The organism is Janthinobacterium pasteuri, from assembly GCF_051380775.1.
Lineage (GTDB): Bacteria > Pseudomonadota > Gammaproteobacteria > Burkholderiales > Burkholderiaceae_D > Janthinobacterium.
The window spans coordinates 157751-177374 of record NZ_JBNYXS010000008.1; the positions used below are offsets into that span (position 1 = coordinate 157751).

General features: G+C 61.2%; 14 protein-coding genes and 1 tRNA gene. 2 read left to right on the forward strand and 13 right to left on the reverse strand.

Annotated features, from left to right (window positions below; all coding sequences use genetic code 11):
• Window positions 1–25: 25 nt before the first annotated feature.
• From yjfF to ACQ4WN_RS11030, 11 genes are all read right to left on the reverse strand, one after another.
• Entirely contained in the window at window positions 26–1000 is a 975-nt protein-coding gene (yjfF, locus tag ACQ4WN_RS10980) for a galactofuranose ABC transporter, permease protein YjfF (protein ID WP_436551567.1), read from the reverse strand.
• Window positions 997–2082 (reverse strand): ABC transporter permease, encoded by a 1086-nt coding sequence (locus tag ACQ4WN_RS10985; RefSeq protein ID WP_436551568.1) that lies wholly within the window; start codon window positions 2080–2082, stop codon window positions 997–999. The genes yjfF and ACQ4WN_RS10985 overlap by 4 nt, the downstream gene beginning before the upstream one ends.
• Window positions 2079–3620, reverse strand: a complete 1542-nt coding sequence (locus ACQ4WN_RS10990; RefSeq protein ID WP_436551569.1) for a sugar ABC transporter ATP-binding protein — start codon at window positions 3618–3620, stop codon at window positions 2079–2081. Before ACQ4WN_RS10990 ends, ACQ4WN_RS10985 begins: the two co-directional genes overlap by 4 nt.
• Before the next feature lie 9 nt (window positions 3621–3629).
• Window positions 3630–4604 carry an ABC transporter substrate-binding protein gene (locus tag ACQ4WN_RS10995; RefSeq protein ID WP_436551570.1) on the reverse strand — a complete coding sequence of 325 codons (975 nt, stop codon included), beginning with the start codon at window positions 4602–4604 and terminating at the stop codon, window positions 3630–3632.
• Between the two features lie 413 nt (window positions 4605–5017).
• Window positions 5018–5785 (reverse strand): SDR family NAD(P)-dependent oxidoreductase, encoded by a 768-nt coding sequence (locus ACQ4WN_RS11000; RefSeq protein WP_436551571.1) that lies wholly within the window; start codon window positions 5783–5785, stop codon window positions 5018–5020.
• 34 nt (window positions 5786–5819) lie between these two features.
• Window positions 5820–7397, reverse strand: a complete 1578-nt coding sequence (locus ACQ4WN_RS11005; RefSeq protein WP_436551572.1) for an aldehyde dehydrogenase (NADP(+)) — start codon at window positions 7395–7397, stop codon at window positions 5820–5822.
• On the reverse strand, window positions 7394–8386 hold the full coding sequence (araD1, locus tag ACQ4WN_RS11010; RefSeq protein ID WP_436551573.1) for an AraD1 family protein: 993 nt from the start codon (window positions 8384–8386) through the stop codon (window positions 7394–7396). Before araD1 ends, ACQ4WN_RS11005 begins: the two co-directional genes overlap by 4 nt.
• A 12-nt stretch (window positions 8387–8398) precedes the next feature.
• On the reverse strand, window positions 8399–10141 hold the full coding sequence (locus ACQ4WN_RS11015) for an IlvD/Edd family dehydratase (RefSeq protein ID WP_436551574.1): 1743 nt from the start codon (window positions 10139–10141) through the stop codon (window positions 8399–8401).
• Between the two features lie 196 nt (window positions 10142–10337).
• Entirely contained in the window at window positions 10338–11408 is a 1071-nt protein-coding gene (locus tag ACQ4WN_RS11020) for an aldose epimerase family protein (protein WP_436551575.1), read from the reverse strand.
• Entirely contained in the window at window positions 11395–11835 is a 441-nt protein-coding gene (locus ACQ4WN_RS11025; protein WP_436551576.1) for a hypothetical protein, read from the reverse strand. Before ACQ4WN_RS11025 ends, ACQ4WN_RS11020 begins: the two co-directional genes overlap by 14 nt.
• A gap of 337 nt (window positions 11836–12172) precedes the next feature.
• Window positions 12173–12248, reverse strand: a tRNA-Arg gene (locus ACQ4WN_RS11030).
• A 199-nt stretch (window positions 12249–12447) separates the two neighbouring features.
• Here ACQ4WN_RS11030 and ACQ4WN_RS11035 point away from each other — a divergent pair.
• Window positions 12448–13008 (forward strand): c-type cytochrome, encoded by a 561-nt coding sequence (locus tag ACQ4WN_RS11035; RefSeq protein WP_436551577.1) that lies wholly within the window; start codon window positions 12448–12450, stop codon window positions 13006–13008.
• A gap of 137 nt (window positions 13009–13145) precedes the next feature.
• Here ACQ4WN_RS11035 and ACQ4WN_RS11040 read toward each other — a convergent pair whose 3' ends face one another.
• Window positions 13146–15227 carry a M13 family metallopeptidase gene (locus ACQ4WN_RS11040; protein WP_436551578.1) on the reverse strand — a complete coding sequence of 694 codons (2082 nt, stop codon included), beginning with the start codon at window positions 15225–15227 and terminating at the stop codon, window positions 13146–13148.
• A gap of 173 nt (window positions 15228–15400) precedes the next feature.
• Window positions 15401–17494 (reverse strand): M13 family metallopeptidase, encoded by a 2094-nt coding sequence (locus ACQ4WN_RS11045; RefSeq protein ID WP_436551579.1) that lies wholly within the window; start codon window positions 17492–17494, stop codon window positions 15401–15403.
• 640 nt (window positions 17495–18134) lie between these two features.
• On the opposite strand from ACQ4WN_RS11045, the gene ACQ4WN_RS11050 reads away from it, so the two are divergent.
• On the forward strand, window positions 18135–19589 hold the full coding sequence (locus tag ACQ4WN_RS11050) for a S41 family peptidase (RefSeq protein ID WP_436551580.1): 1455 nt from the start codon (window positions 18135–18137) through the stop codon (window positions 19587–19589).
• The last annotated feature ends 35 nt before the right edge of the window (window positions 19590–19624 follow it).

Genomic DNA, 19624 nt, shown 5'->3' on the forward strand with positions numbered 1-19624 from the left:
AGTGTGTGTTGCTTCAACATAAAGCTTAACTCTCGTTGGTATTTTTCTGCCCCATGGCCATCAATCTCTGCACGACGCAAAAGACGAACAGCAGGCCGCCAATGACGATCTTGGTCCACCACGAGCTGAGCGTGCCGTCGAAGGCGATCAGGGTCTGGATGGTGCCCAGCACCAGCACGCCTGACAGGGCGCCCGCCACGTAGCCGTAGCCACCGCTGAGCAGGGTGCCGCCGATGACGACGGCGGCTATCGCGTCCAGTTCCGTGCCTTGCGCATGCAAGCCATAGCCGGACAGCATGTAAAACGAAAACAGCACGCCGCCCAGCGAGGCGCAAAAGCCGCTGAAGGCGTAAATCAGCACCTTGGTGCGCCCCACGGGCAAGCCCATCATCAGGGCCGACTGTTCATTGCCGCCGATCGCATACACGGCGCGGCCGAACGGCGTGGCGTGCGCCAGCCAGATGGCCAGCAGCAAGGTCAGCACGGCAATCACCACGCCGGGCGAGACGAAGCCGCCCAAGAGCCCCAATTGCGTCTGCGACATGGCCACGAACAGCGGGTTATCGATGGTGATGGAATTGATGCTGATCAAATAGCACAGACCCCGCGCCAGAAACATGCCAGCCAGGGTGACGATGAATGGCTGCAATTTGAAATAATGGATCAGCGCACCCATGCCGGCACCAAAAATGGTGCCCAGCGCCAGCACGGTGGCGATCACCAGCAGCGGCGGCCAGTGCGCCACGTGGAGCAGCCAGGCGGCGATCATGGTCGACAGGGCCAGCACGGAGCCGACAGACAAATCGATGCCGCCAGAGACGATCACGAAGGTCATGCCGACGGCGATGACCAGCAAAAAGGCGTTATCGATCAATAAGTTAAAAATGACCTGCGTCGACAGCAAGCCCGGATAGGCGGCGCCACCCAGGCCCAGCATCACCACCAGCAGCAGGACCGTGACGAGCGAGGTGAAATACGGGGTGTGCAGCAAGCCCTTCATGCTTTTCTCCGATGCAGCAATTGCTTGAATTGCGACGATTGCGACAGGCAGACGAGGAAGACGACGACCGACTTGACGACCATGTTCACTTCCGGCGGCACGCCCAGCGAATAGATGGTGTAGGTGAGGGTCTGGATGATGAGCGCGCCTATCATGCTGCCCACGAGACTGAACTTGCCGCCGGCCAGGGACGTCCCGCCCAGGGTGACGGCCAGGATGGCGTCCAGTTCCAGCATCAGGCCCGCATTGTTCGCGTCCGCGCTCTTGATGTTCGAGCTGATCATCAGTCCCGACAAGCCCGCGCAGGCGGCGCAAAACACGTAGACGAAAAAGATCAATGTCGCCGTCCTGATACCGGCCAGGCGCGCGGCGACAGGATTGATGCCGACCGCCTGGATGAACAGGCCCAGCGCCGTCTTGCGCATCAGCACGGCCGTGATGATAAACACGGCAGCCACGAGGAACAGCGAGAACGGCAAGCCGAACAGGTAGCCGCTGCCGATGAAGAAGTACGGTTGATAGTAGACGGTGACGATTTGCCCATCCGTCAACAGCTGCGCCAGGCCCCGCCCGGCCACCATCAGAATCAGGGTCGCGACGATGGGTTGCAAGCCCAGGCCGGCCACCAGCACGCCATTCCAGGCGCCGCACAGCAAGGCCGCGCCCAGGGCCGCCGCCAGGGCCCAGCCCATGGGGATGTTGCTCACATACGTCGCCACGCCATTCTCCATCACCATGGTGCCGCCGATCAGCATGGCGGCCACGGTGCCGGACAGGGCCACGACGGCACCCACGGAAATATCGATGCCGCGCGTGGCAATTACCAGGGTCATGCCCAGCGCGGCCAGCATCAAGGGTGCGGCGCGGTTGACGATGTCGATCACGCTGCCGTACAGATGGCCGTCGCGCACTTCCAGGTGGAAAAATCCTGGGATGGCAAAGAAATCGACCAGCAACAGCAGCAACAGCGCGGCCAGGGGCCGGCTCAGGGGATGGTGTAAAACGGTATGCACAATGGATGAATCCGTGGTGGCAGCCGCCCGCGCCACAGGGGCGGTGGGCGACGGTGTGGTCATGCTCATGCTGTATCTCCGGCGATCACTTGCAGCACGGAACTGTCATCGAGCTCGCCACGCGCATAGTCGCCGCAAGCCTTGCGGTCGCGCATGACCAAAATACGGTCGCTGCAGCGCAGCACTTCGGGCAATTCGGACGAGATGAACAGAATCGCCATGCCCTTGCGGCACAGCTTGCTTACGTAAGTCATGATTTCCTGCTTGGCGCGCACGTCGATGCCGCGCGTCGGTTCGTCCAAAATCAGCATGGCGGGCGACGTCACCAGCCAGCGCGCCAGCAAGGCCTTTTGTTGATTGCCGCCCGACAAGCTGCCGATCGGCGTCTCGATGCTGGACGTCTTGATGCCCAGCGCCTTCACATATTCGTCGGCCAGCGCCTGCTGGCGTTTGAACGGGATAGCGCGCAGCAAACCCATGCGGGCTTGCAAAGCCAGGATGATGTTTTCGCGCACGGACAGCGACAAAATCGCCCCCTCGTGCTTGCGGTCTTCCGAGCAAAAGCCGATATCGTGGGCAATCGCGTCGCGCGGCACGCTGAACTGGCGCAGCTTGCCCTGCATGGTGATGCAGCCGGAATCGGCCTTGTCGGCGCCGAACAGCAATCGTGCGAGTTCCGTGCGGCCCGATCCCAGCAAGCCGGCCAGGCCCAGCAATTCGCCCTGGCGGATGTGGAAATCCATGGGCAGCAAGGCGCCCTTGCGGCCCAGTCCCTGTGCTTCCAGCACGCTGGGACCAAAGCTGGCGGCGCCCGCGTCTTGCGCCAGATCCAGCGCTTGTTCCGGTGTATCAAACGCCACGCCGATCATTTTATTCACCAGTGCCAGGCGCGACAGCTCGCTGCACGCGTATTCCCCTTCGCGCTCGCCATTGCGCATCACCGTGATGCGGTCGGAAATGGCGTAGGTCTGGTCCAGGAAGTGGGTGACGAACAGGATCGCCATGCCTTGCTCGCGCAGGCGGCGCAGCACGGAAAACAGCAGAGTGACTTCCGCCTCGTCCAGGCTGGACGTGGGTTCGTCAAGGATCAGCACGCGGGCAGAAATGTTCAGCGCGCGCGAAATGGCCACCATTTGCTGGATGGCCAGCGGAAAGCTGGACAGCTGCGCCGTGACGTCGATATCGATCTGCAATTGCTGCAGCAAGGCACGCGCCTGGTGCTGCATGGCACGCCAATCGATGAGGCCAAAGCGGCGTGGATAACGGCCGATAAAAATGTTTTCCGCCACCGACAGGTTCGGGCACAGATTGACTTCCTGATACACGGTGCTGATGCCCAGCGCCTGCGCATCCGAGGTGGATGCGGGCGCGATGGGCTTGCCGTCGAGCAAGATCTGGCCGCTGTCGGGCGTATAGACGCCCGTCAGCACCTTGATCAGGGTCGATTTACCGGCGCCGTTTTGCCCCATTAAGGTATGCACTTCGCCCGGATACAGGCGCAGGGCAACATCGCTGAGGGCTTTGACGCCGGGAAAGGATTTGCTGATGCCGCGCAACTCCAGCAGGGGAGTTGGCGCGGCGTTGTGATGCGCTTGCGTCTTCATCATGCGGCAAGCTTAGTACTTACGGTTCGGAAATTCCTTGGCGGCCACCTCGGCAGGGAACACGCCTTCCACCGTCGTGATGCGCGCCGGCACGGGCTTGCCGGCCACCACGTCGCGGGCGATGGACATCAGTTGCGGGCCCAGCAGCGGGCTGCATTCGACGGTGACATTCAGCTTGCCGGCGATCATGGCTTCGAATGCGCCTTTCACGCCATCGATGGAGATGATGATGATGTCCTTGCCCGGCTTCATGCCCGCTTCTTCGATGGCCTGGATGGCGCCGATGGCCATGTCGTCATTGTGCGCGTACAGCACGTTGATCTTCTTGCCTTCGGCCTTCAGGAAGGCTTCCATCACTTCCTTGCCCTTGGCGCGCGTAAAGTCGCCCGTTTGCGAACGGATGATCTTCAGCTTGGGATTCTTGCCGATGACTTCCTGGAAGCCTTCCTTGCGGTCGATGGCCGGGGCGGAGCCGACCGTGCCCTGCAGTTCGACGATATTCAAGGTGGTATCCGGGGTTTTCTTGGCGTGCTCGAGCAGCCATTGGCCGGCGCGGCGGCCCTCTTCCACGAAATCGGAACCAATGAAGGTCACGTACAGCGATTTGTCGGCCACATTGACGGCGCGGTCCGTCAAGATGACGGGAATCTTGGCCGCCTTGGCTTCGCGCAAGACGGTATCCCAGCCCGATTCAACGACAGGCGAAAAGGCGATGACGTCGACTTTTTGCGCGATGAACGAGCGCAGCGCCTTGACCTGGTTTTCCTGCTTTTGCTGCGCGTCGGCAAATTTCAGGGTGACGCCGTCTTTCTTGGCGGCATCCTTGATGGAGACGGTATTGGCGGTGCGCCATTCGCTCTCGGCGCCTACCTGCGAAAAGCCCATGACCAGGGGCTTGGCGGCAAACGCCGACGAGGTAGCGAAGGTGGTGGCGGAAAAGGCCAGCAGCATGGCGCTGGCGAGGAGGTTGCGGCGGCTCAAAGTCATTCTTGTCTCCAGTTTTTTTTGGAATACCATCACAGCCGGATGCCGGATGGGCGGTTTTTTATGAACCCATGGTAGGAGAAAGCAACATAGCCATCCAATCAATTCTTTTTCGCTTGCGATACCGATTTTCGTATCCCCTGGCACACAACTCCTGGCCCCTTAGCGTTTGGCAGCTGGTAATTGGCGGCTTTGATAGCGGTTCAAGTCGCGCGCATCGACTTGCGGCCAGCCCTTGGTATGCGGAATCGAAGAGTCCAGCCCCACCCACATGCCTTTGTAGATGCCCGTGCCCAGGTGCTCGGCGCACTGGCCGTAGTCATTCTTGTTGCTTACGGGACCGGGCCTGGCTAGACAGTACGCTGGTACATCAGTACGATGACATCCGACCCTGCAACAACGCCCTGGACGTTTTGTCAGACCCAGCCGGCATCCACGATGAACTCCTGGGAAGAACACATCGCACTGTCATCGGAAGCGAGGAACAACACCATGGCGGCGATGTCTTGTGGCATCAGCTTGCTTGGCAAGCACTGGCTTTTCTTGATTTCCACTTCCGCCGCGTCGTCGACCCACAGGTCGATCTGGCGCTGCGTCATGACCCAGCCGGGCGTGACCGTGTTGACGCGGATATTGTGGGCGCCATAATCGCGCGCCAGGCCCCGCGTCAGGCCCACGACGGCCGCCTTGGTGGTGGCATACACAGGATAGCCGCCCGACTTCATGTGCCAGGAAATCGAGCTGACATTGATGATGGAACCGCCGCCCTTGCGCTTCATGCCCTCGAACACGGCCTGGCAAGTGAAGAACATGGGACGTTGATTGATCGCAATGCGCTCGTTCCAGTATTCGAGGGTCACGTCCTGCGCCTGGTGGCGCTGGTCGTTGGCCGCATTATTGACGAGAATATCGAAGTCGCCCAGCTTCTCCGCCAGTTCCGCCATGACGGCTTGCAGCGAGGCAATATCCGTGATGTCGCAATGGCGGAACAGGGGTGCCGCCATACCCGCTTCGGCCAGGCGGCGGCACAGGGCCTCGCTCGCTTCCACGGCAATATCGACAAACGCCACCAGCGCGCCCTGGGCGGCAAATTCCGCCACCATGGATTCGCCGATGCCGCTGCCCCCGCCCGTAATGAACACGCGCTTGCCCTGCAAGCTGCCATATTTCGCCAATTGCTTCATCTTGTCTCCACCTGTTTATGTGTATTTTTTATGATTAAAGTTTGCCCAGCACGCCATCCTTGCGGCGCCATATCCCCAGCCGATTATCATCGCGCAGCGCTTCCGGCAGCAAGTCCTGCAGCAGGTTCTGGTACGACACGGGGCGCAGGAAGCGGTTGATGGCTGCCGTGCCCACGGACGTGCTGCGGCCGTCCGACGTGGCCGGGAACGGGCCACCGTGCACCATGGCCGTCGACACTTCCACACCCGTCGGGAAACCGTTGGCCAGGATGCGGCCCACGCGGCGTTCCAGCACGGGCAGCAAACGGCGCGCATCAATCAGGTCGCCCGCCTCCATTTGCAGGGTAGCCGTCAGCTGGCCTTCCAGGCTTTCCGTAATCGCCAGCAATTGTTCCATGTCGCGGCACGCCACCAGCAGGGAGGCCGGGCCAAACACTTCATCGCGCAAGTCGTGCCTGGCCAAAAACGCCTCGCCCGAAGTGACGAACAGGGCGGCGGCGCCCTTGCCTTCCTCGCCCGCGTTTTGCACCAGCGATGTCACGTCGGCGTGCTGCGCCAGCGCGGCCACACCCTTGGCATAGCTGCTGGCGATGCCAGCCGTCAACATGGTGGCGGCGGGCGCGGGCGCCAGCGCTTCGGCGGCAGCAGCGGCAAAGGCCGTAAAGTCAGCGCCGGCCAAGCCCAGCACCAGACCGGGATTGGTGCAGAACTGGCCCACGCCCATCGTCAGCGAGGCGGCAAAGCCGCTGGCAATCGCCGCACCACGGGCAGCCAAGGCTTGCGGCAGCACGAACACGGGGTTAATGCTGCTCATTTCAGCATATACGGGAATTGGCTGCGCACGTTCGGCCGCCACCTTCATCAGGGCGATGCCGCCCGAACGCGATCCCGTAAAACCGACGGCCTGGATGGCCGGATGGGCCACCAAAGTCTGGCCGATGCCATTGCCCGTGCCCGACAGCAAGGCGAACACGCCGGCCGGCAGCTGGCAAATCCCGATGGCTTTCACGATGGCGCGCGCCACCAGTTCAGACGTGCCCGGATGCGCCGAGTGGGCTTTCAGCACGACAGGGCAGCCGGCGGCCAGCGCCGAGGCCGTATCGCCACCGGCCACGGAAAAGGCCAGCGGGAAGTTGCTGGCCGCAAACACGGCGACGGGGCCCAGGCCGATCATGCGCAAGCGCAAGTCTGGACGCGGCGGCACCCGCTCAGGCAGGGCGCTGTCGATGCGCGCATCGGTCCACGATCCTTCGCGCAGCAAGCCGGCGAACAATTTCAACTGACCCACCGTGCGGCCACGCTCGCCTTCCAGGCGCGCGCGCGGCAAGCCGCTTTCCGTCATGGCGCGCACGATCAGCTCGTCGCCCAGTTCGCCGATTTGCGCGGCGATGGTGTCCAGAAAATCGGCACGCTGCGCATCCGTGGTGGCGCGGAAAGGGTCGAACGCCGCTTGCGCCAGACGGCAAGCCTCGTCGATTTGCGCGGCATCGACCATGTGGAAGGCGGGCGCAATGTGTGCGCGCGCGGCCGGGTCCCACGCTTCGAAGGAGCCGCCATTGCCCTTGACGGCGACGCCGCCGATCAATGCATCACCGGTGATATTGACACTCATAATGTGCTCACTTTCGCAAATACGGTTGGGAAGACGTCGAGGCGGTTGCGCAAGGCAGGGCCAAAGGCCGGCGCTTCGATTTCAAAGGTTTCGCCCGGCGCCACGCTCACGCCATCGGCAAAGCTCAGGGTGGCCGTGCCGAAGAAGTGCACGTGCACGTCGCCAGGGCGCTTGAACAGTGGATACTTGAAGTGATGGTGTTCCAGGTTGGCAATCGTGTGCGACATATTGTCTTCGCCGCTGACAAAGGCCTTTTCCCAGCGCACATTGCCTGCCGCGTCGAGCACGCGCGAAGTACCAGCGATGTGCGCGGGCAATTCGCCCACCAGCAAGGCCGGGCCTACGCTGCACATGCGCAGCTTCGAGTGAGCCAGGTACAGATAATTCTGGCGCTCCGTGACGTGGTCCGAGAATTCATTGCCGATAGCGTAACCGACTCTATACGGCTGGCCGTCGTCGCCGATCACGTACAGGCCGGCGATTTCCGGCTCTTCGCCGCCATCGAGGGCAAAGTCCGGCATACGCAGCGGCTGGCCGCCAGCGCGCACGATGGAGCCGTCGCCTTTATAAAACCACTCGGGCTGGGCGCCAGCCGTGCCCTCAGCCGGCTTGCCGCCTTCCACGCCCAGACGGAACATTTTCATCGAGTCGCTCAAGGACTCCGCATCGCCGCCGATCTTCTTGTGCATGGCGTCGCGCGCACCGGCACTGCCCAGATGGGTCAGGCCCGTGCCCGTCACGTAGCAGTGCGCTTCATCCGCATGGTCGAGCGGTGCCAGCAGGCGGCCGCTGGCGGCCACGTCCGCATACAAATGCATGGTATTGCCGACGCTGGCGTTGACCAGTTCCGCCAGGTTGCCCTTCTTGCGGATGGCGTCCTGCGCCAGCGCATACGTCGTGTTGTAGCCTTCGATGACGCGGATCTGGTCGTCTTGCAGCAGGCCGACCAGACGCCCGCCATGTTCATTCTTAAATTGCAGCAACAGCATGGGATTCTCCGCTTAATGTGAGTGACGCGGCACGGCGGAACCGCGATTGCCGACCAGGAAGTCGAAATCGCAGCCTTCATCGGCTTGCAACACGTGTTCGATGTACAGCTGCTGGTAGCCGCTCTTCGGTCCAGGCGCGCTGCCCAGCTCGCGCTTCGCCAGGCGCTCGGCGATTTCCGCATCGCTGATGTCAATATTCAGGCTGCCGGCGTGGCAATCGAGGGCGATCATGTCGCCATCCTTGACGATGCCCAGCGGGCCGCCCGCCATGGCTTCCGGCGCCACGTGCAAGACGACGGTGCCGTAGGCCGTGCCGCTCATGCGCGCATCCGAGATGCGCACCATGTCGGTGATGCCTTGCGCCAGCAGTTTCGGCGGCAAGCCCATGTTGCCCACTTCGGCCATGCCGGGATAGCCTTTCGGGCCGCAATTTTTCATGACCAGCACGGAGTCGGCATCGACATCGAGGTCCGGGTCGAGAATGCGCGATTTATAGTGCTCGAAATCCTCGAAAACGACAGCCTTGCCACAGTGCTGCATCAAATGCGGCGAGGCGGCTGACGGTTTCAGGACGGCGCCACGCGGCGCCAGGTTGCCGCGCAACACGCAAATGCCGCCATCGGCCAGCAGCGGGTTGTCCAGGGTGCGCACCACTTCATCGTTATAGATGGGCGCTTCGACGCAGTTGTCCCAGAGCGACTTGCCATTCACGGTCAGCGCATTCTTGTGCGGCAGCAAATCGCCTTCGCCCAGGCGGCGTATCACGGCCGGCAAGCCGCCCGCATAGTAAAACTCTTCCATCAAGAAACGGCCCGACGGCAGCAAGTCGACGATGGTTGGCGTGCCACGGCCCACACGGGTCCAGTCTTCCAGCTCCAGGGGCACGCCGATGCGTCCGGCAATCGCCTTCAGGTGGATCACGGCATTGGTCGAGCCACCGATGGCGGCGTTGACCTTGATGGCGTTTTCAAACGCTGCGCGCGTCAGCACTTTCGACAGGCGCAGGTCTTCGTGCACCATTTCGACGATGCGGATGCCCGACATGTGCGCCAGCACGTAGCGGCGCGAATCGACGGCGGGAATGGCCGCGTTATGCGGCAGGGACGTGCCCAGCGCTTCAGCCATGCTGGCCATCGTCGAGGCCGTGCCCATGGTGTTGCAGGTACCGGCCGAGCGCGACATGCCGGACTCGGCCGACATGAACTGGTGCAGGGTGATGGAACCGGCCTTCATCTGTTCGTGCAACTGCCACACGGCCGTGCCGGAACCGATGTCCTTGCCGTTCAGCTTGCCGTTCAGCATGGGGCCGCCGCTGACGACGATGGTGGGAATGTCGACGCTGGCCGCGCCCATCAGCAGCGCCGGTGTCGTCTTGTCGCAGCCCACCAGCAGCACGACGGCGTCCATCGGGTTGCCGCGGATCGATTCTTCCACGTCCATCGAGGCCAGGTTGCGCGTCAGCATGGCCGTCGGACGCAGATTCGATTCGCCGTTCGAGAAGACGGGGAATTCCACTGGGAAACCACCCGCCTCCAGGATGCCGCGCTTGACGTGTTCGGCCAGCTGGCGGAAATGCGCGTTGCAGGGGGTCAGTTCGGACCAGGTATTGCAGATGCCGATGATGGGCTTGCCATGAAATTCGTGGTCAGGTATGCCCTGGTTTTTCATCCAGCTGCGGTACATGAAGCCATTCTTGTCCTGCGAGCCAAACCACTCGGCCGAGCGCAAGGCAACCTTCTTTTTTGTCTCAGACATGCCATTCTCCTGGTTGTGCCATGCCGGATATAAGCTCGTCGGCCCGGGCAGCGATGTTGGAATACTAAAGAATCCAGCCATGCCTTTCCAATCAATTTTTAATGCGTTCCGATATCGAAAACGGTATCTTCATGTCCCAATGAAAACGCCCTGCGGGCGCGTGGCGGCAGGGCGTGGGCTGTTTTTTCTCGGGTGCTTACTCGGTGGAAAAGCGGTACACGGTTTGCGTCTGATACACCTGACCCGGGCGCAAAATGGTGCTGGGGAAGTGGGACTGGTTCGGCGAATCAGGGAAATGCTGGGTTTCCAGGCACAGTGCGCCGCGGTAGCAGATGGGGCCCTGCTTGCCGTGCTGGCTGCCGTCGAGGAAATTGCCCGAATAAAACTGGATGCCCGGTTCCTGCGTGTACACCTGCATCACCCGCCCCGAAACGGGCTCGCGCACGCTGGCGGCCAGCGTCATCCCTTGATCTGCCTGTTGATTAAGCACAAAGTTATGATCGTAGCCGCGGCCGATGCAGATCTGCTCATGCGGCAGGGCGATGCTGTCGCCGATGACGGTGCTCTGGCGCAAGTCGAACGGCGTGCCGGACACGTGCGCCAGTTCGCCCGTGGGGATGGACCCGGCATCGACGGGCAGGTAGCGGTCTGCGTTGATCGTCAGCGCGTGGCCGAGGACAGTGCCCTGCCCCGCCAGGTTGAAATAGCTGTGGTTGGTCAGGTTGACAGGCGTGGCCTGGTCCGTCACGGCGTGGTAGCGCAGGCTCAGGGCGTTGTCGTTGTCCAGTTCGTACACGACGGTGACGTCAAGCTTGCCCGGATAGCCATCTTCGCCGTCCGGACTGCTGCGCGTGAACGTCACGCCCACGGCATCGTCCCTGGTGAATGGCTCCGCCTGCCACATCACCTGGTGAAAGCCCTGGTTTCCGCCATGCAAGTGATTGGGCGCATTGTTGACGGCTAACTGGTAATCCTTGCCGTCCAGACTGAAACGTCCCTCGGCGATGCGGTTGCCGAAGCGCCCGATGACGGCGCCCAGGAAAGCGCTGTTGGCCAGGTAGGGTTCGATACGCTCGAAACCCAGCACCACGTCGGCAAAGTTACCGTCGCGGTCGGGCACGTGGATTACGCTGATGATGGCGCCAAAATCGAGCACCTTCACCTGCATGCCCTGGCGGTTCGTCAGGGTAAACACGCTGACGTGTTGTCCATCGGGCAGGTCGCCGAACGGCGCTTGCGTCACTGAAACAGAGTCAACTGGGGTCATGGCGTAGGGTCCAGGTTTTACAGGGTCGATGAGCGGCCAAACACGGGCATGCCTTGCGCATCCCGGCGCAGCGGTTGGATAAACGTGTGGCGAACCGGATTCCACAGCGGGTGGCCGACGATGTCCGTGTAGGTGCGGGCATGGTATTGCGGATCGCATACATACGGTGCTGGAACAATTTATCTTTGATTTCGGGGCTCGGTGCGGCGGCCAGGCCGGCGATGCTGTCGGCGCGGCACACCCCGCTGACGGTCACAACCGACACTCCCACCGCAGGCTCGCCACTGGCGTCCGCCACCACCGCGTCCTGCGCCCATACCGAAGCCGTCCTTAGCAGGCCGATACCGACCGATGCCGCAACGGCTGCCTTCGAGATGATTGGACGAGGAGAAGTGGCCGCGAGCGGGCCGGTGGTGTTGCGCATCATGCATCTCCAGAGACTGTATTGATATTGTTATGCTGCTTGCATGTCGTTCGCATGCTCGGCATTTATCTTAGGGGCTGGACGATAATCCCACCAATCAATATTTCCGCAGTTTCGATATCAATTTTGATATCGGCGTCTGACCGATACTGGCGCTTGCAAAGCGATAATGGCAAGGGCTTCAGGGGCGTTTTCGGGTAAGCGACGCACAAAGAGTGGCATCCCTGGCACGCAGCGATACAGACCATGTCAGGCTTGCGGAAGTCATAGTGGGAGTGGGGATACGGCATGCAGCCAGCATGGCAATGCTGACTGGATAAAACGGGAGTCTTGATTTGTCTGGTGCGGCTGGCGGGGATCGAACCCACGACCCTTGGCTTCGGAGGCCAATACTCTATCCACTGAGCTACAGCCGCGTAGGGGGAATTTCTGAAGTGATGCGAAGGATACCGTTTTTCTTTACCTACGTCTACGGAAACTGTCGTATCACTGGCAATTGCATGTCACTGCTCAATTTTTGTGCCTATAATTGTGGGTTTCATAAAGGTTTACATCCAAGCATGTAAAAATGCTACCTTACACGGCCATCAGTTTCAAATCTGGACTAAGGACATCATGAGCGACGCACATAACGAACAACAATCAGCGATCAAAACGCCTAAACAATTGCTTGCCGCCGTAGCTGGCTTCTTCCTCCTCACCGTCATTGGCATCATCTTGCTGGTGCAGTTCGTCACGGCGCAAAAACTGACGGGCGCGGGCACGGACAGCCAGTCGCCGGAAGCCATAGACGCCCGCCTGAGTCCGGTGGCCAATGAAGGCTTTACCTTCAAGGATGCCAGCGGTCCGAAGGTGCTGCAAGGCGGCGAAGCCGTCTACACAGCCACCTGCGTGGCGTGCCATGGCGCCGGCGTGGCCGGTGCACCGAAGTTTGGCGATGCGGGCAGCTGGTCGGCACGCCTGGCCCAGGGCTACGATACGGTCCTGAAACACGCCATCGAAGGCTTGCGCGCGATGCCGGCCAAGGGCGGCAATCCCGACCTCGACGATGTGGAAGTAGCGCGCGCCGTGGTCTACATGGCCAACGCTTCGGGCGGCAAATTCAAGGAACCGGAAGTGCCGGCGCCGGCCGCAGCCGCTGACGGCGCTGCTCCTGCAGCCGAGCCTGCCAAATAATTCAGCCAGCGCGCTGGACCAGGAACCGCCCGGATGGGCGGTTTTTTTTCGCCCGCAGTTTATGCCAGATCACCCGACGTAAAAAAGCCGCCCGGCTTGCGCGGGGCGGCTGGCAACTTATGCCTGGGACAACTGTCTTACCACATGATGACGCGGTCTTTCGGTGGCAGATACATCTTGTCGCCCGGTTTCACGTCGAAGGCCTGGTAGAAGCCGGGCTGGTTGCGCATGGTACCGTTGGCGCGGAACTGGCCTGGAGAGTGCGGGTCCGTTTTCAGCAAGACCAGTTGCTGCGCTTCGCGCATCTTCATGCGCCAGACCTGAGCAAAGCCCGCATAGAAGCGCTGCTCGCCCGTGAAACCGTCGATGACAGGGGCTTTCTTGCCATTCAGCGACAATTTATACGCTTTGTAGGCGATCGCCACGCCGGAATTGTCGGCGATGTTTTCGCCCAGGGTCAGTTCACCGTTGACGAAGTGGCCCTTGACGGGGCTGAAGCCGTTGTACTGCGCCACCAGTTGCTTGGTTTTCTTGGCGAAGTTTTTATGGTCAGCCTTGGTCCACCAGTCGCGCAGATTGCCGTCGCCGTCGTACTGGGCGCCCTGGTCATCGAAGCCGTGGCTGATTTCATGGCCGATCACGCCGCCGATGGCGCCATAGTTGACGGCATCGTCCGCATTGGCGTCGAAGAACGGCGCTTGCAGGATGGCGGCCGGGAAGACGATTTCGTTCAGTTCCGGGTTGTAATAAGCGTTCACGGTTTGCGGCGTCATGCCCCACTCGTCGCGGTCGATGGGCTGGCCCAGCTTGTTCAATTCGCGGTTGTAGTTGAGCAGATGCGAACGCTGGATGTTGCCGATTAAATCGTCCTGCGCCACCGTCAGGCCCGAGTAATCGCGCCATTTGTTCGGATAGCCGATCTTGGTGGTGAACTTGGCCAGCTTGATCTGCGCCTGTTTCTTGGTGACAGGGCTCATCCAGTCGAGCTTGTCGATGCTTTGCTTGTAGGCCGTCATCAGGTTTTTCACCAGCGCTTCCATGCGCACCTTGCGCTCGGCCGGGAAATATTGCTCGACGTACAGTTGGCCCACGGCTTCGCCCAGCGCGCCTTCGACGGCGCCCACGCCGCGTTTCCAGCGCGGACGCATTTCCGTCACGCCCGTCAGGGTGGTGCCATAAAACGCGAAGTTTTCATCGACATACGCTTTCGGCAGGTAGCCGGCGTTGGCGTGCAGCAAGTGCCACTGGAAATACGCTTTCCATGTGTCCAGCGGCGTCTTGTTGGCGATCTCGGCAAAGCCTTTCAGGTAGCTGGGCTGGCTGACGATCACATAATTGACCTTGCCGGCGATGCCCGTGTCCTTCAGGTAACGGGCCCAGTCGTAGCCTGGCGCCATGGCAGCCAGTTTCGCCAGTTCCACCTTGTTGTAGGTCTTGACGGGATCGCGGTTCTGCACATTGCTCCATTGCGCCTTGGCCAGTTCCGTTTCCAGCGCCAGGATAGCCTTGGCGTTGGCAGCAGCATTCGCGTCGCCGGCCAGGCTGAGCATTTTTTCCACGTGGGCCAGGTATTTGGCGCGCGTGTCGGCCTTGCCCTCTTCCAGGTAGTAATCGCGGTCAGGCAAGCCCAGGCCGCTTTGCACGATGTCGGCCACGTATTTGGTGGAATCCTTGGCGTCCTGGTGGATGCCGAAGTCATACGGCGAGGTCACGCCCAGCTTGCTGAAATGGGCGATCACGGCAGGCAACTCCGCCTTGTCGTGCAGTGCGGCGATCTTCGCCAGCTCCGCGTTCAAGGGCGTCAGGCCCAGGCTTTCCAGCTTGGCTTCATCCATGAAGCTGTTATAGAAATCACCGATTTTCTGGGCATTCGAGCCAGCCGCGCGGGCCTTGTCGGCGCTAGCACCTTCGACGATGCCGCGCAGCTGCGTTTGCGTATCGTCGGCCAGCTTGGCAAAGCTGCCCCAGCTCGACTTGTCGGCAGGAATGACGGTTTCCGCCAGCCATTTGCCATTCAGGTGCTGGAACAGGTCGTCCTGCGCGCGCACGGCAGGGTCGACGTATTCGATGGCGATGCCGGACGTCAGCGCCGCAGCGGCGGCGGCCGTGGCGGTGGCAGGCGCGGCAGCGGTTTTCTTGGCGGTATCAGCGGCGCCAGCCATGCCGGACACGCCGGCCAGCAAACTCAGGGTCAATGCACTTAACAAATATCGATTCACAGTAGTTAGTCCTCAGTATTGTGTGGAAACATAAGGGTCAGAACGCCCAGGGCTTCTGGCCCGGTTTTTGACTGTAGCATACCGACCGAAAGCGGAGAAAGAACTTTGGCAGAAATACAAAAGAGACCACGCGCGGTGGTCTCTTTATTACTACAGTATCAAGCTTGTTACGTTCACCAGATAATCACGCGGTTTTCCGGCGCGACATACATCTTGTCGCCCGGTTTCACGCCAAACGCTTCATAGAAACCTGGCTGGTTGACCATGGTGCCATTCGCGCGGTACTGGCCCGGCGAATGCGGGTCGGTCTTGATTTGCACGATCTGCTGTGCTTCGCGCATCTTGCTGCGCCACACCTGCCCAAAGCCCATGTAGAAGCGCTGGTCGCCCGTCAGGCCGTCCAGCACGGGTGCCGGCTTGCCACCCAGCGAAATCTTGTACGCCTTATACGCAATCGCCACGCCCGAGTTGTCGGCGATGTTTTCGCCCAGGGTCAGCGCGCCGTTGACGTTGTAGCCCGGCAATGGGCTGTAGCCGTCGTATTGCTTGGTCAGCGCGTCGGCCTTGGCCGCGAAGTTCTTGCGGTCAGCCGGGGTCCACCAGTCGCGCAGGTTGCCGTCGCCATCGGACTGGCTGCCCTTGTCGTCGAAGCCATGGCTGATTTCATGGCCGATGACGGCGCCGATGGCGCCATAGTTGACGGCGTCGTCCGCGTTGGCGTCAAAGAATGGCGGCTGCAGGATGGAAGCGGGGAAGACGATTTCATTCATCGTCGAGCTGTAATAAGCATTCACCGTTTGCGGCGTCATGCCCCACTCTTCGCGGTCGATCGGTTTGCCCAGCTTGGCCACCTGGCGCGCCGAAGCGAAGTTCGCTGCGCGCATCATGTTGCCCACCAGGTCGCCTGGGACGATTTGCAACTTCGTGTAATCGCGCCATTTGTTCGGATACGCGATCTTCGGCGTAAACTTGGCCAGCTTGGCTTGCGCTTCTTTCTTGGTTTCCGGGCTCATCCAGTCCAGCGTGTCGATGCTGTCCTTGTAGGCGGCCAGCACGTTTTTCACCAGTTCCTGCATGTGCGCCTTGCGCTCTGCCGGGAAATATTGCGCGACATACAGTTTGCCCACGGCTTCGCCCAACACGCCTTCGACGGCGCCCACGCCACGCTTCCAGCGCGGCTGGTTTTCCGTCACGCCGCTGAGTACCGTGCCGTAGAAGGCAAAGCTCTCGTCGACGAAGTTTTTCGACAGGTAGCTGGCGTAGCTGCGCAGCAACTGCCATTCGAAGTAGGCTTTCAGGGTGTCCAGGTCGCTTGACGCCAGCACCTTGTTGTAGCCGGCCAGGTAGCTCGGCTGGTTGACGATGACGTAATCGACCTTGTTGGCGATGCCCAGGGCCGCCAGGCCCGCTTTCAAGTCGTAGCCGGGGGTCAGCTCATTCAGCTTGCCAATCTCGGTCTTGTTGTAGCGTTTCACGGGGTCGCGGTTCTCGACCTTGGTCCATTGCGCTTCGGCCAGAGCCGTTTCCAGCGCAACGACAGCCTTGGCGCGGGCGGCGGCGTTCTTGTCGCCGGCCATGGCCAGCATCTTTTCCACGTGCGCCTGGTATTTCTCCTTGACGCCAGCCTGCCTGGCTTCCAGGTAGTAGTCGCGGTCGGGCATGCCAAGGCCGCTCTGGCTCACGTACGCGGCATACTTCGTCGAAGCGCGCGCATCCTGGCCCACATACACGGCGTACGGCGTCGATACGCCCGTCTGGCTCAGGTGGGCGATCAGGGCGGGCACGCCCTTCTTGTCGCGCAGCGAGCGGATACGGTTCAGTTCGCCTGCCAGCGGCTTCGTGCCCAGCGCATCGAGCTTGGCTTCATCCATGTAGCTGGCGTACATATCGCCGATTTTCTGCGCTTCGGAACCGGCCTTCTTGTGCTTGTCCTGTTGTGTGGCTTCGATGATGCCGCGCAACTGTGGCGTGGTGTCATCGCGCAGCTTGGCGAACGAGCCCCAGCTCGACTTGTCGGCAGGGATCTCGGCCGTGGCCAGCCACTTGCCGTTCAAATGGGTGAAGAAGTCGTCCTGCACGCGCACGGCAGGGTCGATGTACTGCACATCGATGCCGGAAACGACGCCAGCGGCGGAAGGTGCGGAAGGTGCGACACCGGGCGCCACAGTTGGTGCTGCCACGGAGGATGCGGCGGATACGGGTTCGGCGGCATGGGCAAACGCAGCCAACAGGGTCAGGGTCAGACTGCTCAAGAGATAGCGATTCACGAATTGTCCTTATGGGGCATGTCAAAAAGACCGGGCGGATAGCTTCGGGCGGATAGCCTGCCGCGCCAGGCGCTGCAGGAATGTAGCACGCGAGCAGGACATTTGACCATCGTTGCCCCCGGACGGCCCGTGAATCGCCGCTCAGTTCGACCTGGCTCTAGGGGGTCCGGTGAGCATGGCGTGGGCTGGAACAGTGAGTGCGGCGTTTATCCATGCAAATAGAGCAGGTCGTCGATCAACTCCAGCGCCTGTTGCGAGAACTGCGTGTTGTTGAACTGCCCGATATCTTCGAGCACACCTCTACTCTAAATGAGCCTGAGCCCACGGATAAAAAAAAGCCTGCGTCCGCAGACGCAGGCAAAACCACTTCGGGTCGAGAATGCGAGTCCACTATAGGGCCGCCGCAGACGCTTTTTTTCGACTCTTACAAATGCTTACTCCCCTCAAGAGTAACTATACATCGCATACAAAGCCGCAACATTTGGCAAGCTGGCAGTCCCGTCTTCGCGCGTAGACTGGGCCCAGGCACGCTTTTTCCACGGCCGGCCCACGCTGGCAGAGATTCGGGTCTATACTTTCAACAAAGCGCCGCTCCACCGGGACTGGCGCTTGTGCAAGACACGCTAGCTGCAAAGGTGCAATGATGGGCAAACTCAAAAATACCGGCTTGATCGGCCTGGGCGTGGTGGCCGGCGTCGCCGTGTCGCTGCAATTTTCAGCCATGGCGCAAAAAAACGTCGAGCCGCCCCTGCCGCTGGAAGAGCTGCGCCAGCTGGCCGATGTGTTTGGCCTGATCAAGTCCGATTACGTCGAGCCGGTGGAAGACAAGAAACTGCTGGAAGACGCCATTTCCGGCATGGTCGCCTCGCTCGACCCCCATTCCGCCTACCTGGACAAGAAAGCCTACGCCGAGCTGCGCGAAGGCTCCGAAGGCAAGTTTGTCGGCCTGGGCATTGAAATCGGCCTGAACGAAGACGGCTACATCAAGATCGTCTCGCCCATCGAGGATTCACCGGCCTACCGCGCCGGCATCAAGGCCGGCGACCTCATCACACGCCTGGATGGCCAGCCCGTGAAAGGCGTGAGCCTGGACGACAACGTCAAGCGCATGCGCGGCGAACCGGGCACCAAGGTGTCGCTGACCATTGCCCGCAAGGATGAACCACAGCCGCTGGCCTTCACCATCACGCGCGAGGAAATCCATCAAAAAAGCGTGAAGGCGAAGATGGTCGAGCCGGGCTACGCCTGGCTGCGCGTGTCGCAATTCCAGGAACCGACCGTCGACGACATGGCCGCGCAGATCACGGCGCTCTACAGGCAAGATCCGAACCTCAAGGGCATGGTGCTGGACTTGCGCAACGATCCGGGCGGCGTGCTGCAGGGCGCCATCGGCGTCTCGGCCGCCTTCCTGCCGAAGGACGCGGCCATCGTCTCGACCAACGGCCAGTTACCCGACTCGAAACAGGTGTTCTACGGCCGCGCCGAATACTATACTTTCCGCTCGGAAGGCGATGCGCTGGCGAAATTGCCGGCTGCCATCAAGAAAGTGCCGCTGGTGGTGCTGGTCAACACCGGCTCGGCCTCGGCTTCGGAAATCGTCGCCGGCGCCCTGCAAGACTACAAGCGCGCCACCATCATCGGCACGCAAACCTTCGGCAAGGGTTCCGTGCAAACCATCCGCCAGCTGACCGCCGACACGGCCGTCAAGCTGACGACGGCCCGCTACTACACGCCGAACGGTCGCTCGATCCAGGCCAAGGGCATCGTGCCCGACCTGCTGGTAGATGAAAATGCGGACGGCGACGGCTTGAACGGCTTGCGCATCCGCGAAGCGGACCTGACCAAGCACCTGAGCAACGACCGCGACCAAGGCAGCGCCAACAACGGCGCCAAGGCCGCGCCCGTCAACGACGAGATGGAAGAGCAATTACGCATCATCGCCCTGGAAAAAACCCGCAAGCCGCTGGAATTTGGCAGCAAGGACGATTTCCAGCTGCACCAGGCGCTGAACCACCTGAAGGGTTTACCGGTGCAACTGGCCAAGGCCGAACCGGTGGTGGTACAGGCCGACGTCAAGAAAGAGCAAAAGAAATAAGCAACACCGTGGGGGGCGCAATGCCCCCCCGATAA

What these genes read in the sequence shown, in the direction of transcription:
- ACQ4WN_RS11020 (WP_436551575.1), bottom strand. Translation starts at nt 11,408, where the DNA reads ATGACCCCAGTTGACTCTGTTTCAGTGACGCAAGCGCCGTTCGGCGAC.
- ACQ4WN_RS11015 (WP_436551574.1), bottom strand. Translation starts at nt 10,141, where the DNA reads ATGTCTGAGACAAAAAAGAAGGTTGCCTTGCGCTCGGCCGAGTGGTTT.
- ACQ4WN_RS11025 (WP_436551576.1), bottom strand. Translation starts at nt 11,835, where the DNA reads ATGATGCGCAACACCACCGGCCCGCTCGCGGCCACTTCTCCTCGTCCA.
- ACQ4WN_RS10995 (WP_436551570.1), bottom strand. Translation starts at nt 4,604, where the DNA reads ATGACTTTGAGCCGCCGCAACCTCCTCGCCAGCGCCATGCTGCTGGCC.
- ACQ4WN_RS11035 (WP_436551577.1), top strand. Translation starts at nt 12,448, where the DNA reads ATGAGCGACGCACATAACGAACAACAATCAGCGATCAAAACGCCTAAA.
- yjfF (WP_436551567.1), bottom strand. Translation starts at nt 1,000, where the DNA reads ATGAAGGGCTTGCTGCACACCCCGTATTTCACCTCGCTCGTCACGGTC.
- ACQ4WN_RS11000 (WP_436551571.1), bottom strand. Translation starts at nt 5,785, where the DNA reads ATGAAGCAATTGGCGAAATATGGCAGCTTGCAGGGCAAGCGCGTGTTC.
- ACQ4WN_RS11050 (WP_436551580.1), top strand. Translation starts at nt 18,135, where the DNA reads ATGATGGGCAAACTCAAAAATACCGGCTTGATCGGCCTGGGCGTGGTG.
- ACQ4WN_RS10990 (WP_436551569.1), bottom strand. Translation starts at nt 3,620, where the DNA reads ATGATGAAGACGCAAGCGCATCACAACGCCGCGCCAACTCCCCTGCTG.
- araD1 (WP_436551573.1), bottom strand. Translation starts at nt 8,386, where the DNA reads ATGCTGTTGCTGCAATTTAAGAATGAACATGGCGGGCGTCTGGTCGGC.
- ACQ4WN_RS10985 (WP_436551568.1), bottom strand. Translation starts at nt 2,082, where the DNA reads ATGAGCATGACCACACCGTCGCCCACCGCCCCTGTGGCGCGGGCGGCT.
- ACQ4WN_RS11005 (WP_436551572.1), bottom strand. Translation starts at nt 7,397, where the DNA reads ATGAGTGTCAATATCACCGGTGATGCATTGATCGGCGGCGTCGCCGTC.